Source organism: Mycobacterium sp. 2-64 (assembly GCF_035918375.1).
Taxonomy (GTDB): Bacteria; Actinomycetota; Actinomycetes; order Mycobacteriales; family Mycobacteriaceae; genus Mycobacterium; species Mycobacterium intracellulare.
In genome coordinates this window covers 1,208,292-1,223,412 of record NZ_CP142361.1, presented here as the reverse complement: position 1 = coordinate 1,223,412, position 15,121 = coordinate 1,208,292, and the positions used below count along the sequence as shown (strand labels likewise).

At 68.2% G+C, this 15,121-nt stretch carries 12 protein-coding genes and 2 pseudogenes; 6 read left to right on the top strand and 8 right to left on the bottom strand.

The genetic code is table 11. The annotated features are described in order from the left end of the window. The first annotated feature begins 19 nt into the window (after window positions 1-19). On the top strand, window positions 20-991 hold the full coding sequence (locus QGN31_RS05820) for an aldo/keto reductase (RefSeq protein ID WP_014942766.1): 972 nt from the start codon (window positions 20-22) through the stop codon (window positions 989-991). Here the strand turns inward: QGN31_RS05820 and QGN31_RS05815 are convergent. The 5 genes and pseudogenes from QGN31_RS05815 to QGN31_RS05795 all read right to left on the bottom strand — a co-directional run bounded on the left by QGN31_RS05815 (window position 988) and on the right by QGN31_RS05795 (window position 7,925). Further along, entirely contained in the window at window positions 988-1,755 is a 768-nt protein-coding gene (locus tag QGN31_RS05815; RefSeq protein WP_008259541.1) for an SDR family oxidoreductase, read from the bottom strand. The two genes, QGN31_RS05820 and QGN31_RS05815, sit on opposite strands and share 4 nt — an antisense overlap. A gap of 92 nt (window positions 1,756-1,847) precedes the next feature. Then, window positions 1,848-3,641: a sensor domain-containing diguanylate cyclase gene (locus QGN31_RS05810; RefSeq protein WP_014942767.1), complete on the bottom strand. Its 1,794-nt coding sequence runs from the start codon at window positions 3,639-3,641 to the stop codon at window positions 1,848-1,850. Window positions 3,642-3,727: 86 nt separating this feature from the next. Beyond that, a complete protein-coding gene (gene glgX / locus QGN31_RS05805; RefSeq protein ID WP_009954046.1) occupies window positions 3,728-5,887 on the bottom strand; it encodes a glycogen debranching protein GlgX in 2,160 nt (719 codons plus the stop codon). Window positions 5,888-5,980: 93 nt separating this feature from the next. Then, on the bottom strand, window positions 5,981-7,162 hold the full coding sequence (locus tag QGN31_RS05800; RefSeq protein WP_009954047.1) for a zinc-dependent alcohol dehydrogenase: 1,182 nt from the start codon (window positions 7,160-7,162) through the stop codon (window positions 5,981-5,983). A 59-nt stretch (window positions 7,163-7,221) separates the two neighbouring features. After that, window positions 7,222-7,925, bottom strand: a pseudogene (locus QGN31_RS05795) (GAF and ANTAR domain-containing protein). Between the two features lie 307 nt (window positions 7,926-8,232). On the opposite strand from QGN31_RS05795, the gene QGN31_RS05790 reads away from it, so the two are divergent. Then, window positions 8,233-9,543 (top strand): NAD(P)/FAD-dependent oxidoreductase, encoded by a 1,311-nt coding sequence (locus QGN31_RS05790; RefSeq protein ID WP_043955295.1) that lies wholly within the window; start codon window positions 8,233-8,235, stop codon window positions 9,541-9,543. 3 nt (window positions 9,544-9,546) lie between these two features. Here QGN31_RS05790 and QGN31_RS05785 read toward each other — a convergent pair whose 3' ends face one another. Together QGN31_RS05785 and QGN31_RS05780 are read right to left on the bottom strand one after the other, a co-directional pair. Next, a complete protein-coding gene (locus tag QGN31_RS05785; protein ID WP_009954052.1) occupies window positions 9,547-10,083 on the bottom strand; it encodes a DUF1360 domain-containing protein in 537 nt (178 codons plus the stop codon). A gap of 64 nt (window positions 10,084-10,147) precedes the next feature. Beyond that, window positions 10,148-10,528, bottom strand: a complete 381-nt coding sequence (locus QGN31_RS05780) for a MerR family transcriptional regulator (protein ID WP_014385609.1) — start codon at window positions 10,526-10,528, stop codon at window positions 10,148-10,150. Between the two features lie 143 nt (window positions 10,529-10,671). Between QGN31_RS05780 and QGN31_RS05775 the strand changes: the two genes are divergently transcribed. The 4 genes from QGN31_RS05775 to QGN31_RS05760 all read left to right on the top strand — a co-directional run bounded on the left by QGN31_RS05775 (window position 10,672) and on the right by QGN31_RS05760 (window position 13,777). Then, window positions 10,672-11,121, top strand: a complete 450-nt coding sequence (locus tag QGN31_RS05775) for an Hsp20/alpha crystallin family protein (RefSeq protein WP_014942771.1) — start codon at window positions 10,672-10,674, stop codon at window positions 11,119-11,121. A gap of 93 nt (window positions 11,122-11,214) precedes the next feature. Continuing rightward, window positions 11,215-11,904 (top strand): PAS and ANTAR domain-containing protein, encoded by a 690-nt coding sequence (locus QGN31_RS05770; RefSeq protein ID WP_014380876.1) that lies wholly within the window; start codon window positions 11,215-11,217, stop codon window positions 11,902-11,904. A 57-nt stretch (window positions 11,905-11,961) separates the two neighbouring features. Further along, complete coding sequence (macS, locus tag QGN31_RS05765; RefSeq protein ID WP_014712206.1) at window positions 11,962-13,119, top strand: MacS family sensor histidine kinase; 1,158 nt, start codon at window positions 11,962-11,964, stop codon at window positions 13,117-13,119. Then, window positions 13,112-13,777: a response regulator gene (locus QGN31_RS05760; protein WP_008259567.1), complete on the top strand. Its 666-nt coding sequence runs from the start codon at window positions 13,112-13,114 to the stop codon at window positions 13,775-13,777. Before macS ends, QGN31_RS05760 begins: the two co-directional genes overlap by 8 nt. Here the strand turns inward: QGN31_RS05760 and QGN31_RS05755 are convergent. After that, window positions 13,741-15,089: pseudogene (locus QGN31_RS05755) on the bottom strand (acyltransferase family protein). The gene QGN31_RS05760 and the pseudogene QGN31_RS05755 sit on opposite strands and share 37 nt — an antisense overlap. Window positions 15,090-15,121: the final 32 nt, after the last annotated feature.

The window sequence follows — 15,121 nt, the reverse complement described above, 5'->3', positions numbered from 1 at the left end:
TCGCCACTAGGCTGACCGGATGAAATACGTCGACGTCGACGGGGTCGGACGGGTCAGCCGGATCGGCTTGGGCACCTGGCAGTTCGGCTCGCGCGAATGGGGTTACGGCGACAGCTACGCCGCCGGCGCCGCGGGCGACATCGTGCGGCGCGCGCGAGCCCTGGGGGTGACGCTGTTCGACACCGCCGAGGTCTACGGGTTGGGCAAGAGCGAGCGGATCCTGGGCGAGGCGCTCGGCGACGAACGCGCCGAGGTGGCGGTGGCCAGCAAGATCATGCCGGTCGCTCCCTTCCCCGCCGTCGTCAGGCAACGCGTGCGAGCCAGCGCCCGGCGGCTGGGACTGGACCGCATCCCGCTGTACCAGATCCACCAGCCCAACCCGGTGGTGCCGGACTCGGTGATCATGCCGGGGATGCGGGACCTGCTGGACAGCGGGACGATCGGCGCGGCGGGCGTCTCGAACTATTCGCTGCAGCGATGGCAGAAGGCCGATACCGCGCTGGGCCGGCCGGTGATCAGCAACCAGGTGCATTTCTCGCTCGCCTATCCGAAGGCGCTTAAGAACCTGGTGCCGTTCGCCGAACGGGAGAACCGCATCGTGATCGCCTACAGCCCACTGGAGCAGGGACTGCTGGGCGGCAAGTACGGCGTCGACAACCGCCCCGGCGGCGTCCGCGCGATGAACTCGTTGTTCGGCACCGAGAACCTGCGCCGCGTCGAGCCGCTGCTGCAGTTGTTGCGCGACGTCGCAACGCAACTCGGCGCCAAGCCGGCACAGGTGGCGCTGGCCTGGTTGATCAGCTACCCGGGCGTGGTGGCCATCCCCGGCGCGTCCAGCGTCGAGCAGCTCGAGTTCAACGTTGCGGCCGCCGACATCGAGCTGCCGACCGAATCCCGTGACGCGCTCACCGAGGCGGCGCTGGCGTTCCGGCCGACGTCGGCGGCGCGCTTCCTCACCGACCTCGCGCGCGAGAAACTCGGCCGCCGCTAGGACTGGTTGGCCTCGGCGAACGCGGCCGGGCTGGCCGGCGCGCCGCGCGCGACCACGAGCGGCATCGACGTCGAGGCGTTGGTGCGCAGGATGGTGTGCACGACGTCGATCAGGTCGTCAACCGGCATCAATTTGCCGGGCATGCAGCCGCGCGACGACCACAGCGGAACCGCCTTCATGGCGAGGTCCATATCCCAGTCGGCGTTCATTCCGGTTGCCGCGTCGCCCTCGCCGCCCGCGCACTCCCCGACGATCAGGTTGGTGAAGCCGACGTCGGAGTGTTCGGCCCGCCACGCCTCCACGAGCCGTTCCAGGGCGGCCTTGCTGACGCCGTACGCGCCCAGGCCCGGCCACGGCGGTCCGAAGGTACCCGCATCGGAGGACAGGTACACCGCCTTGCCGGCCGACGCGGTCAAGTGCGGCATCGCCGCGGCCGTCACCAACGATGCGCCGATCACATTGGTGTCGAAGATGCGCCGCCACGTGTCGGCGTCGGTGTCCACCATGCGCACGAGCGGCCCGACGGCGGGTGTGTAGACGAGGTTGTCGATCCCGCCGAGGGCGTCGACGGCCCGACCGATCGCCGCCCGGCAGGACGCCTCGTCGGTGACGTCGCATTCGATGGCGGTCGCGTTCGGGCCGGCCTCCTTGGCCGCGGCCTCGATGCGCTGCAGACGCCGGGCAAGCAACGCGACCTGATCGCCGCGCTGCGCGAGACCGACCCCGATGCAACGCCCCAGCCCACTCGAGGCGCCGACCACCACTGTCCTTGACATATTCGCCCTCTCTTGTAACGCGAGACGCTGTCGCCAGAAACCTACCGGATGCGACTCGTCCGTTGGCGATCACTCGCTACTTAAGTCGCCACGACGGCGTTCCGGTCGCCTGACTTGGCCCGGTACATGGCCTCATCCGCGCGCGCGGTGACCGCGTCGACGGACTCGGCGGGAAGGGCGAGCGTGGCACCGATGCTCAAGGTCGCGCCTATCGTGTTGCCGGAAACGTGGATGGGTTCGGCGACGCGCCGGCGAATCTTCTCGGCGATCTGAGCGAGCTCGTCGGCGCTGCGGACGCCGGGCAACAGGATCAGCATTTCGTCCCCGCCCGTGCGCCCCACGGTGTCCTCGCGGCGGACGCTCGCCCGGATCCGCGCCGCGACGGTCGCCAGCACGACGTCGCCCGTCCCGTGTCCCCACCGGTCGTTGATCGCCTTGAAGTGGTCGACGTCGCAGAACAGCACGCCCACATGCGTTTCGGGGGGGCGCGGTTGCCGCAGCGCGGCGTCCAGGCGGGCCATGGCCTCGGCCCGGTTCACCAGGCCGGTGAGGGTGTCGAACCGTGCCAACCGTTCCAATTGTTGTTCGGCCTCGACCTGATCGTCGACCACCCGCAACGCCGCGATCAGCCCATCGGTGTTGCCCTGGGCATCGGTGTAGGGCTTCCCGTGACCGTCGACCCAGTGGTATTCGCCGTCGAGGGAACACACCCGGAAGCGTTGGAGCACCTGTTCGCCCCCCGCGATGCGGCGCAGGGCGGTTTGGAGTTTGTCGCGGTCCTCGGGGTGGATGCGGCGGGCGAAATCCGTGCCGGTCCACCTCGACAGCGGGCCGCCCAGCGCGGGTTCCACGGACGGGGAGATCCACGCGACCCCGCCGCCGCGAAAGTGCACGATGATGTCGACGGCGTTGTCCGCGAGGATGCGATATCGCGTCTCGGCCTCGGCGCGTTGCTTGCTGGCCAGCTCCTTGGCGATCAGCAGGTGCTGCTCGCGCTGGCTGAAGTAGAAGGTCACCGCGCCGACGACCGCGGTTCCCAGCAGGATCGAGAAGGTCCACTGCGCGTTGGCGTCCGGGCCGAGCTCCAAAAAGATCGGCCTCACCACGGCCACGACGAGCGGAAAGCCGGCCAGGATCGCGAGCAACCGGACCAGCGAGGACCGGTCGGGCCGCGCGAGCAGCCACGCGAGCGGAAACCGGTCAACGCGCGCCAGCGACGTGGCCGCGACGAGCAGCAACAGGACCGCCGCCGTCAGGAACGCCTGGCCCTTTGACGGCGAGACCCCCACCAGCGCCAGCGCGTCGAACAGGTAGGCCCCGGCCGTGACGAACGGGATGGCAGCGCTCGCCGCCAGGCACAGCGGCCAGACCGCGCGGGTGCACCGATCCACCCGGATCAGCGCGACGGCGGTCGCCAACGGCAGGGCCGACAACGCGGTCTGAACGCTCGGGCGCCCCGGCCACGACCACTCGCGCATGCCGACGGCCTCACCGAACCAGATCCTGTCCACGGTGAACGAGCCGAGGCTCGCGTACTCCGCGAGCACGAGGACGGCGAAGGCGGCCGCGGCCGCGGCCAAACACCGTCCGGCCCATCGGCGCTCGCGCGAGGGACTCCCCCATTGCAGCAGGATCGCCGCGCCCAGCGCGGCCAGCCACAGCGCGGTCCACGGCATCATCTGCGGCCAGGTCGGATAGATCCGCGTCAAGCGCTCGATGCCGGCCGTCCAGCCCACCCACGTCAGCGCTGCGACCACGAGCACCAACAGCGCGGCGGCCCGCCCAGAGGTGTTCATCGCCGATTCCAGTCGCGCGTCAGGACCGGGCCTGTCCATCGGCTGTCCCTCTCGTTCCCGGCGCTCGGCGCGCAGCATCAATGCCGCCGCCGAAAAAATTAGCCGATGTGGCTTGTCGGCGAGAGCGATTCACCCGATCCGGGGAACGGGGCGGTCGTCGGGGACTAGCTCGACGGGAGTCCCTGCAGCACCACGGCGGTGTGGGCCTCCACGTTGAGGGTGCCTCCGCCGGGCACCTCGTCGGCGGGGGTGGTCTCGTCGGGCCCGGTGTACACCACGACCTGCCAGGCGGCACCGAATTCCTTTGGCGGAAGGGTGAATTCGATCGGTTCGTGGTGGGCGTTGAAGCACAGCAGGAACGAATCGTCCAGCACCCGTTGGCCCCGCTCGTCGCGGCCGGGGATGCCGTGGCCGTTGAGGAACACCGCGACGGACTTGGCGAAGCCCGCGCCCCAGTCCTCGTCGCTCATCTCCGTGCCGTCGGGAGTGAACCAGGCGATGTCGGGCAGCCCGCCCTGGCCGCGGCGGCCCACCGGCTTTCCGGAAAAGAACCGGCGCCGCCGGAACACCGGATGCTCGGCACGCAGCGCCGACACCGTGCGGGTGAACTCCAGCAGGCCCGCGTCGGCGTTGGCCCAGTCGATCCAGGTGAGCTCGTTGTCCTGGCAGTAGCCGTTGTTGTTGCCGTTCTGGGTGCGGCCGAGTTCGTCGCCGTGGCAGATCATCGGAACGCCCTGCGACAACAGCAGGGTGGTCAGGAAGTTGCGCTGCTGCCGGGCGCGTAGCGCCTTGACGGCCTCGTCGTCGGTGGGGCCTTCGGCGCCGCAGTTCCAGGACCGGTTGTGGCTTTCGCCGTCGTTGTTGTCCTCGCCGTTGGCCTCGTTGTGCTTCTCGTTGTAGGACACCAGGTCCCGCAGCGTGAACCCGTCGTGGGCGATGACGAAGTTGATCGACGCCACCGGTCGCCGCGCGGTGTGCTCGTAGAGGTCTGCGGAACCGGACAGCCGGTAGGCGAATTCGTCGAGGGTGGCGGGCTCGCCGCGCCAGAAGTCGCGGACGGTGTCGCGGTACTTGCCGTTCCATTCCGTCCACTGCGGCGGGAAGTTGCCCACCTGATAGCCGCCCGGCCCGACGTCCCACGGTTCGGCGATCAGCTTGACCTGGCTGACGGTCGGATCCTGTTGCACGAGTTCGAAAAACGTCGACAGCCGGTCGACGTCGTAGAACTCGCGGGCCAACGTCGAGGCCAGGTCGAAGCGGAAGCCGTCGACGTGCATCTCGGTCACCCAGTAGCGCAGGGAATCCATGATGAGCTGCAGCGCGTGCGGATGCCCGACGTTGAGGCTGTTACCCGTGCCGGTGTAGTCCATGTAGTACTGCTTGTCGTCGTCGACCAGCCGGTAGTAGGCGGCGTTGTCGATGCCGCGCATCGACAACGTCGGCCCCAGGTGGTTTCCCTCGGCCGTGTGGTTGTAGACCACGTCGAGGATGACCTCGATGCCGGCCTCATGCAGCGAGCGCACCATGGCCTTGAACTCCTGCACCTGGCCGCCCGGTGTGGTCGCGCTGGAGTACTTGAAGTCGGGCGCGAAGAAACCGATCGTGTTGTAGCCCCAGTAGTTGGACAGGCCCTTGTCGACCAGCGTGGAGTCGTTGGCGAAGTGGTGCACCGGCATCAATTCGATGGCCGTGATGCCGAGATCCTTGAGGTGGTCGATGATCACCGGGTGGGCCACCGCGGCGTAGGTGCCGCGCAGCTGTTCGGGGATGTCCGGGTGGGTCTGGGTCAGGCCCTTGACGTGTGCCTCGTAGATGACGGTGTCGGCGTAGTGGCGGTCCGGTGGGCGGTCGTTTCCCCAGTCGAAGTAGGGGCTGATCACGACCGACTTGGGCATGCTGGCCGCCGAGTCGTCGTCGTTGCGGCTGTCGGGGTCGCCGAAGTTATAGCTGAAGAGCGATTGATTCCACTCGAACGAGCCGTCGATGGCCTTGGAGTACGGATCCACCAGCAGCTTGTTCGGGTTGCAGCGGTGCCCCGCCTGCGGGTCGTACGGACCGTGCACGCGGTAGCCGTAGCGCTGGCCGGGTTCGATGTTGGGGATGTAGGCGTGCCAGATGAAGCCGTCGACCTCGGGCAGGGTGATGCGGCTCTCGGTGCCCTCGGCGTCGAACAGGCACAGCTCCACCCGCTCGGCCACCTCGCTGAACAGCGCGAAATTGGTGCCCGCGCCGTCGTAGGTCGCGCCCAGGGGGTAGGCCCTGCCGGGCCACACCTCGCCGGTGGGTGTGGGGGCGCCGGCGTCTGCGGCCTCTGCTGGAGTCATGGCGCATCCAATACCCGGCGAAAGCGCCGGTCAAACTCCCGGGCCGCTCGCCGGGGCGGCGTCACTACACGGAAAGCCTTGTGGCATAGCCGATCACGGATTGAGGATGACCTTCACCGCTCCGTCCTGCTTCTTCTGGAAGATCTCGTACGCGTGCGGCGCCTCATCGAGCGGAAGCACGTGGGTGGCGAAGGTGTCGACGCCGAGCGGGTCGTCGTCGGTCAGCAGCGGCATGATGTCGTCGACCCAGCGCTTGACGTTGGCCTGCCCCATCCGCAGGGTGACCTGCTTGTCGAACAGGGTGAGCATCGGCAGCGGGTCCGCCATGCCGCCGTACACGCCGATCAGCGAGATCGTTCCGCCGCGCCGCACGATGTCGATGGCCGAGTACAGCGCGGACAGCCGGTCCACGCCGGCGGTTTGCATGAGCCGCTTGGCCAGCGCGTCCGGCAACAGCCCGGTGGCCTGCTGCGCCAATTTGGCGGTCGGCGAGCCGTGCGCCTCCATGCCCACCGCTTCGATCACGGAGTCAGATCCACGCCCGTCGGTGAGGTCACGGATCGCGTCACCGAGCGAGGAGTCGAGCCGGCCCACATCGATGGTGTGAATGCCGCGTTGCGCCGCGCGGCCCAGCCGCTCCGGGACCAGGTCGACGGCGATGACGCGGTAACCCAGGTGATCGGCGATGCGGGCCGCCATGTCCCCGATGGGGCCCAGCCCGAGCACGGTGACCGTGCCGCCCTCCGGGATGTCGGCGTAAGCCACCGCCTGCCACGCGGTGGGAAGCACGTCGGACAGATAGACGAACCGCGAATCGGGCGGTCCCACAGGGACTTTGATGTGGGTGAACTGGGCCTGGGGGACGCGCAGCAGCTCCGCTTGCCCGCCGGGGACTTCGCCGTAGAGCTCCGAATAGCCGAACAGCGCCGCCCCCATGCCCTGGTCGCGCACCTGGGTGGTCTCGCACTGGGTGTAGAGCTGCTGGCCGCACATGTAGCAACTGCCGCAAGAGATTTGGAAGGGGATGACGACCCGGTCCCCCACCCGAAGGTCGCCCGTCTGAGTGCCGACCTCCCGCACGATGCCCATCGGTTCGTGGCCGAGGATGTCCCCCGGCTTCATGAAGGCCCCGAGGATCTCGTAGAGGTGCAGGTCCGACCCGCAGATGTTGGTCGATGTCACCTCGACGATGGCATCGGTGGGCTGCTCGATCTTCGGGTCGGGCACCGACTCCACCCTGACATCGCGCTTGCCGTGCCACGTGACAGCCTTCATGGAAAGGGCGCATACCCGTCTGCCACCCGACGAAACGACGGCGCCGGCGCCCGTCGTGGTCAGTGCGCGCGGTGCTTGAGCGGATGCTCGCTCTCGATCAGCGCCCGCGCGATCTCGATCAGCTTGATGTTGGATTGTTGCGAGACCCGGGTGAGCAACTGGAACGCCTCAACGGCGTCGATGCCGAAGCGCTCCATGATGACCCCCTTCGCCTGCCCGATGATGTCGCGCGAGGCCAGCGCGCTGCGGAATTGATCGTTGCGGCGCATCATCGACCACCCGAGGGCAATGTGCGTGGCGAACACCGTGCCGATCTCCACCGACTCCTCGCTGAACGCGTGCGGGTGGTCGGCATAGAAATTCAGCGCCGCCATGCTGCCGCCGTCGATGAACAACTCGAACGACAGGATGGAGCGGATCGGGGTCTGCTCGAGCGCCATGCGGCGGTAGCGCAACCAGCGCCGTTCGGCGCTCAGGTCCGCGATGTGCATGATGTGGTGCTCCCAGGCCGCGGCCAGGCAAGGCCCCTCGCCGGAGGTGTCCTGGATGGCGTCCAGCACCGTCGGGTAGCGATGCGTGGCGACCACACTGCTGACCGACGCGCCCTTCTCGGCCAGGGTGATCCCCGCGTACTGGGCGCCGGTGACGTGCTGGACCCCCGTCGTCGAGCAGTTCGTGCAGGCCGGCCGCCGCTATGTTCACGCTCCAGATTGGCCACCAGCTCCACCAAATGATTGGCAATCGTGGCGCTGCCGTCTCGCATCACATCACCCCCGAACCGTTCGTGGCCCGCAGAGCCCTTCCTGATAGGCGTCGCGATGGCATCGCAAAGCCCGCGCATACCAACGCTCACCAGAAGTCTATGAGCCATACAACGAAGCGCAAGGCACGATAACGAAACGCCAGGACAACAGCGTAGGCGGCGGCATCCGAGCGGGAGGACGCCCTGGGCCGTTTTGCCCGGCCTGTCCCCTTGGATTCCCTTGTCGAACAGTCGTTTTCAAGCCGTCGCCGGTCGCGGGGCGGCGCGGGACACTCCTCACCACCGAAGTCCGCCTACACTCGGGTCGGTGACCTCCATTGTGATCGTGGGAAGCGGCTTCACCGGATTCACCTGCGCCCGCCGTCTGGCCCGGATTCTGCGCCGGCGGCACGCGCCCGTGGACATCACGATCATTTCTCCGGTCGACTACATGCTGTACACACCGTTGCTGCCCGACGTGGCGGGCGGGGTGGTCGACGCCCGGTTTGTCGCTGTCCCACTGGCCAATTCGTTGCGGGGCGTGCACGCGGTGCGCGGCCGCGTCGACGGGGTGGACTTCGCGCAACAGACGCTGACGTATTGCGATCCCGAGGAACGCAGCCATTCCATGTCCTGGGACCGGCTGGTGCTCACGCCGGGGTCGGTGACGCGGTTGTTCGACGTCCCGGGCCTCGCGAGGCATGCGCGCGGGTTGAAGACCACCGCCGAGGCGCTCTACCTGCGCGACCACTTCGTCGAGCAGCTGGAGCTGGCCAACATTGAGGACGATCCGCAGGTGGCCGCCGCCCGGCGCACCGTGGTAGTGGTCGGCGCCTCCTACTCGGGCACCGAGTTGGTGGCGCAGCTGCGGGCGCTGGCCGACGCGGCGGCCAAACAGATGGGCTTCAACCCCGCCGAAGTGCGATTCCTGCTCCTGGACCTGGCCGAGCAGGTGATGCCCGAGGTGGGCAAGAAGCTCGGCGAGGCCGCGATGAAGGTGTTGCGCAAGCGCGGTATCGACGTCCGGCTCGGCGTCACGCTCAAGCAAGCGCACGCCGATCACGTTGTGCTGAGCGACGATTCGCGCATCGACACGCACACGATCGCCTGGGTGACGGGGGTGACCGGCGCCCCGCTGATCCAAGACCTGGGGCTGCCGACCGAGAAAGGCCGGATCACGGTGCAGCCCGATCTGCAGGTGCCCGGTCACCCGGAGGTGTTCGCCGCCGGCGATGCGGCCGCGGTTCCCGACCTCACCCAGCCCGGCCAGATCACGCCGCCGACCGCCCAGCACGCCACCCGGCAGGGCAAGGTGCTGGCCCGCAACGTCGCCGCCAGCCTCGGTTATGGCAGCCCCAAGCAATACAAGCACCGCAACCTGGGTCTGGTGGTCGATCTGGGGCCCCGCTACGCGGTGGCCAACCCGCTGAACATCCACTTGTCCGGGCTGCCGGCCAAACTCGTGACGAGGTCCTACCACCTGTACGCGATTCCGCGCGGCGTCAACCGATGGGCGGTCTCGCTGGCCTACCTGACCGACGTGCTGTTCAACCGCTCCGTCGTCTCCATCGGGTTGTCCTCCGAGGACGACGCGCAATTCACCGCCAGCGAGGGCATCCCGATGCCCAAGACCAGCTGATCGTCAGCCTTCGGCGGACTGCTGGGCCATCGCGTAGGCGAGCTGAAGGAAATCCGCCCCGGCCAACGCGCTGAAGACGCCCGCGATCAGCCGGGTGAACCGGGGTACGAACACCAGACCGATGGCGAATCCGGTGGCGACCCACATGTCCAGGCAGAACGGGCAGGTCAGCAACTCGCCCAGGCTGTGCCGAAGCTCGCTGTGCTCGCGGACCTCTTCCTGGACCTCGGCCGGCCCGCCGGTGCCCGCGTAATGCGTGAACGGGGCGCGCAGCGGACTGGTCACCGCGTCTTTGGTCAACGTTCGCGAGAGCTTGTGGGTGCCCAGCGTGAGGATGATCAGGTCCTGAATCCGCCAGCGCGACGGCAACGTGCGCCCGCTGACCACCGCGGCGATTACCGCCGCCGTCACGACGAGGCCGTAGACCACCAACACCGCCAGGTAGCCCCCCAGCGGGCGGGGATTGTCGCCGCGGTAGGCGTCCGCCTCCTTGCGTGCACCGTCCACCACCTGGGCGCCGGTTTCCGTCAACTCACCCATCGCTTCTCCTTGAAGGCATAGGGGGTCGAGTACCCGGCGCCGCCCGGCGCAATCGGCGATCAGCTCACCGCCGCGTGCCCTCCCGGTCCCGGGACTCGGCGGGCTTGGCCGCCTTCGCCGCTTCTCGCAACGTGCGGTTGGTGGACCGCAGGTCGGTGTTGGCGGCCGCCAACGTCTCGTTGTCGTCTTCGAGTTCGAGGATGCGAGCGATGCCGGCCAGGTTGACGCCGGCCTCGACCAGACCGCTGATGCGGCGGAGCCGCGCGAGGTCGTCGGCGCTGTAACGGCGCGTTCCCCCTTGACTTCTCGCGGGCGTGAGCAGCCCGTAGCGTTCGTAGAGCCGCAACGATTGCACCGGAATCCCGGACAGTTCGGCGGCCACCGAGATTCCGTACACGCCGTGGCCGGACGCCGGAGCCCCGGCCTCGCCGCGATGTTCGACCATCGCACATCCCCTCAGCTGATTCATTCAAAAAATCTGTTTAGCACACTTGCATGAATATGTCGACAATGCTATACCGAATCTATGTCGTCAGACACAGGAAATTTGTCGGACCACAGCGTAGATCGGAGTGAGAGGTGACAACCATGCTGATGCGTTCAGATCCCTTCCGTGAGCTCGACCGCTTTGCCCACCAGGTGCTCGGCACGGCCGCCCGGCCTGCAGTGATGCCGATGGACGCCTGGCGCCAGGGCGAGGAGTTCGTCGTCGAGTTCGACCTGCCCGGCATCGATACCGACTCGCTGGACATCGACATCGAGCGCAATGTCGTGACCGTGCGCGCCGAACGCCCGGCCCTCGACCCCAACCGCGAGATGCTGGCCACCGAGCGCCCGCGCGGCGTGTTCAGCCGCCAGCTGGTGCTCGGCGAAAACCTCGACACCGACAAGATCCAGGCCTCCTATTCCGAAGGTGTCCTGAGTCTGCACATCCCGGTGGCCGAGAAGGCCAAGCCCCGCAAGATCGCCGTCGGCCGCGGCGACGGGCACCGCGCCGTCGCAGAGGGCGCCACCCAGCGCGAGGTCATCAACGCCTGACCGGGCGACGGACCGGGCGGCGGCCGCAGGCGCACGCGCTCGCGTGCCGGCCTCGCGGCCGCCGCCCGCCACGGCAGTGAGCGAGGAGCCACGGTGGAATCGACATGGGAACTCAACGGCGAAACGGCCAGCGTCGAGCAGGCGTTGTCCGGCGGCAACGCGCAACCCGCGGGCTGGTTTCGGTTCCACTTCACCGATCAGCGGTGGGAATGGTCGGAACAGGTGCAGCGGATGCACGGCTACGAGCCGGGCACCGTCGTGCCCACCACCGATTTGGTGCTCTCGCACAAACACCCCGATGACCGCGGGCAGGTCGCGGCCACCATCGATCAGATCGTGAACACCCGCCAGGCGTTCAGCACCCGGCACCGGATCATCGACACCGGCGGAAACGTACGCCACGTCGTCGTGGTCGGCGATCGGCTCTACAACGACGACGGCGACGTGATCGGGACGCACGGGTTCTACATCGACGTCTCCGCATCGAACGGGCAGGTGCACGAGGACGCGGTCAGCGCGAAACTCGCTCAGATCAGCGAGAATCGGGCGGGCATCGAACGCGCCAAGGGCATGCTGATGCTGATCTACGGCCTCAGCGACAGCGCGGCCTTCGAGTTGCTCCGATGGCTCTCGCAGGAGGCGAATGTCAAGCTGCGCACGCTCGCCGAACAGATCGCCGAGGACTTCCGCGGCGCGGGCTTGCCGCTCAATACCCAGTCGGAATTCGACCATTTGCTCCTGACGGCGCACCAGCGCGTCCGTCCCGCCGACGACCGCGGGTAAGGCACTGCAGCCCACGTCTTTTCGGCGTGGGCGACCCGCTGGGGACCGTCCGCATTTATGCTGACCACGATGGCGAATCACGGCCCCGATCCCACGACGCCGCTGTGGCGCGCGGCGCAGGTTTTTCGGTTGCTGAGTTGCGTGTATGCCGCCGGGTTTCAAATCGCGATCAATCCCGATCTGCGCCGGCCCGCGCTCGGTTGGGTCCTGTTCACTGTGCTGATCGGCTGGAGCGCGGCGTGCGCCGTCGCCTACCTGCGGGGGTTCGGGCGACGACCGTCATGGGTGCTGGCCGAGATCGCGATCGCGGTGTTGCTCATGTGGTCGAACACCGTCGTCGCGACGCCGCACTGGGCGGCCGAGAACCAGACCTGGCCGACGACATTGTGGGCGAGCAATCCCACGATTTCCGCCGCGATCCAGTTCGGCCCCGGTGGCGGGATGCTGACGGGCCTGGCGGTGATGGCCACCAATTTCGCCGTCAAGGACTACCTCGCCCTCAACCTGGGGCACAACGCCACCGTCATCATCGAGTTGGCCATCGGCATGGCGATCGGCATGGCCGCGCAGACCGCGCGCCGCGCGCACGCCGAACTGCAACGGGCGGCCCAGTTGAGCGCCGCGGTGCAGGAACGCGAGCGGCTGTCCCGCGAGGTGCACGACGGCGCCATCCAGGTGCTGGCGCTGGTCGCCAAGAAGGGCCATGAAATCGGCGGCGCCACAGCGGAACTCGCCGACCTGGCGAGCGAGCAAGAACGAGCGCTGCGTCGATGGGTGGCATGCGCCGATATCGATCCCGATGCCGACGGCGCCACGATGGATCTGCGCACGCTGCTGCGATGCCGGGCGTCCGACCGGGTGTCGATCAGCCTGCCGGCGACTCCGGTGTTGTTGGGACGCCGGATAGGGACGGAGCTCGACGCCGCGGTGGGCAATGCCCTGGACAACGTCGGTGCCCATGCGGGGCCGGAGGCACGCGCGTACGTACTCGTGGAGGACCTCGGCGATTCCGTCGTGGTCAGTGTCCGCGACGACGGCGTGGGCATTGCGGCCGGTCGACTCGAGGAGGCGGCGCGTCAGGGACGCCTGGGCGTCTCCCAATCGATCGTGGGGCGGCTGGCGTCGCTCGGCGGCACCGCGCAACTGCGCAGCGGCCCCGGCGAGGGCACCGAGTGGGAGTTGTGCGTGCCGCGCGGGGAGGGACGTCGTGGTTGAGGATGCGGCGCCGGCGACGGTGATGGTGGTCGACGACCATCCGATCTGGCGTGATGCGGTCGCGCGCGACCTGGCCGAGGGCGGATTCACCGTGGTGGCCACGGCCGACGGGGTGGCCGCCGCGGGGCGGCGGGCGGCCGTGGTCAAACCCGACGTGGTGGTGATGGATATGCAGCTGCCCGACGGGAACGGCGCACAGGCCACCGCGGCGGTGCTCGCGGCGTCGCCGTCGACGCGGGTGCTGGTGCTGTCGGCCTCCGACGAACGTGAGGACGTCTTGGAAGCCGTCAAAGCCGGTGCGACGGGATACCTGGTCAAGAGCGCCTCGAAATCCGAACTGGCACAGGCTGTGACGGCGACGGCCGCGGGCCGGGCCGTGTTCACCCCGGGGCTGGCCGGACTGGTGCTGGGTGAATACCGGCGCATCGCGCAGAGCAAGGACGACGGCCCCGCCCGTCCCAGCCTGACCGAACGCGAGACAGAGGTGTTGCGGTACGTCGCAAAAGGGCTGTCCGCCAAGCAGATCGCCGTGAAGCTGTCGTTGAGCCACCGCACGGTCGAAAACCATGTGCAGGCGACATTCCGTAAGCTTCAGGTCGCGAACCGGGTGGAATTGGCGCGCTACGCGATCGAGCATGGCCTGGACTCCGAACCGTGACCCGCTGTTAGCGGGGTGCCCCGCCGGTCTCGTGGGCCACCGCCCGCGCGGCGACGAGTGCGGCCACGACCACGGCCATGCACACCAGCCCGTCGTCCTTGAGGCCCCACCTGATCGCGGCCAGGATCGCGACACCGGCCACGCACAGCAGCGCGCCGACGACCGCGCCCCGCCCGCGCGAGGTGACGGTCTCGGCGCCGTCCCAGCCGGCCAGCGGGTTGTTTTCGAGCGGCCGCAACGCGACGAACAGCACGGCCACGGCGAGGACCACGATGAGCACCTGCGCGACGCTGACGGCGAGGAAATCCGGCTGGCCCGGAAACCGCGGGGAGCCAAGGTAATCGAAGAGCAGGTGCACGCCCAGCAGCACCGGCATGTGCCACAGGTAGAGGGTCATCGCTCCGGAGTTGCCGATCGCGGTCCACCACCACACCCGCGGTCGCTGCGCCCAGCGCGCGATCGCCGGTGCGCCCGCGATGGCCAAGGCGCTCAAGATGATTGCGTGCCCGGCCAAGAGCAACGACGGCGGGCTGGTGTTGGAAAGATGGTGATCCCCGGTGCCGACCATGCTGATCTGGTACGGCCCCCAGCGCACCAGTGCGATGTCCACGGCGAAGAAGACGCCGGCCACGGTTAGCGCGGCGCGGCCGTCGAGCAGCCGGCGGCGGTAGGCGACGCCGAACATGGCCGGAAAGAGCCAGACGCACAAGTTGAGGTAGCCCAGCGGCATCATCCCCGGCGAATGCAGCCTTATGACGTCGATCAGCGCGATCGCCCCGTAGACCGCTGCCACCCCCGCGGCGAGGCGCCGCGCCGTGGTGATGCGATACAGCATCGGCATGGCGGCCAGCACCAGGACGTAGGCGCCCAGGAACCACAGCAGCTGCGTGCTGACGCCGGCAATCGGCTCGTAAATGTGTTGGGGCAGAGCCCGATACAGCACGGTCAGCGCGACCGCCCAGAATGCCAGGTAGTAGAACACCGGCCGGAACAGCCTGGTGCAGCGTTTCATCAGCCAGTCTCCCCAGTTGGTGCCCGGGGACCAGGAGGACAGGCAGGCCGCGGCGCCGGCGAAGAAGAACAGCGGCATGATCTGAAGCAGCCAGGTCGCCGCCTGGAACAGCATCGAGGTGGTGAGCAGGTTGTCCCAGATCAGGACATGGTTTTCGATAACGCTGATGGCCATCACGGTATGGCCGAGCACCACACCGATCAAGGAGGTGATGCGTATGACGTCCAGGACGCGATCACGGTCGGCCGGCGTGCGCGCGGCCACCTCGGCGACGTCGGGAAATCTGGCGAGAGTTGACATGGGTGTCCTTCTGCGAATCGGGATGAAAGCGT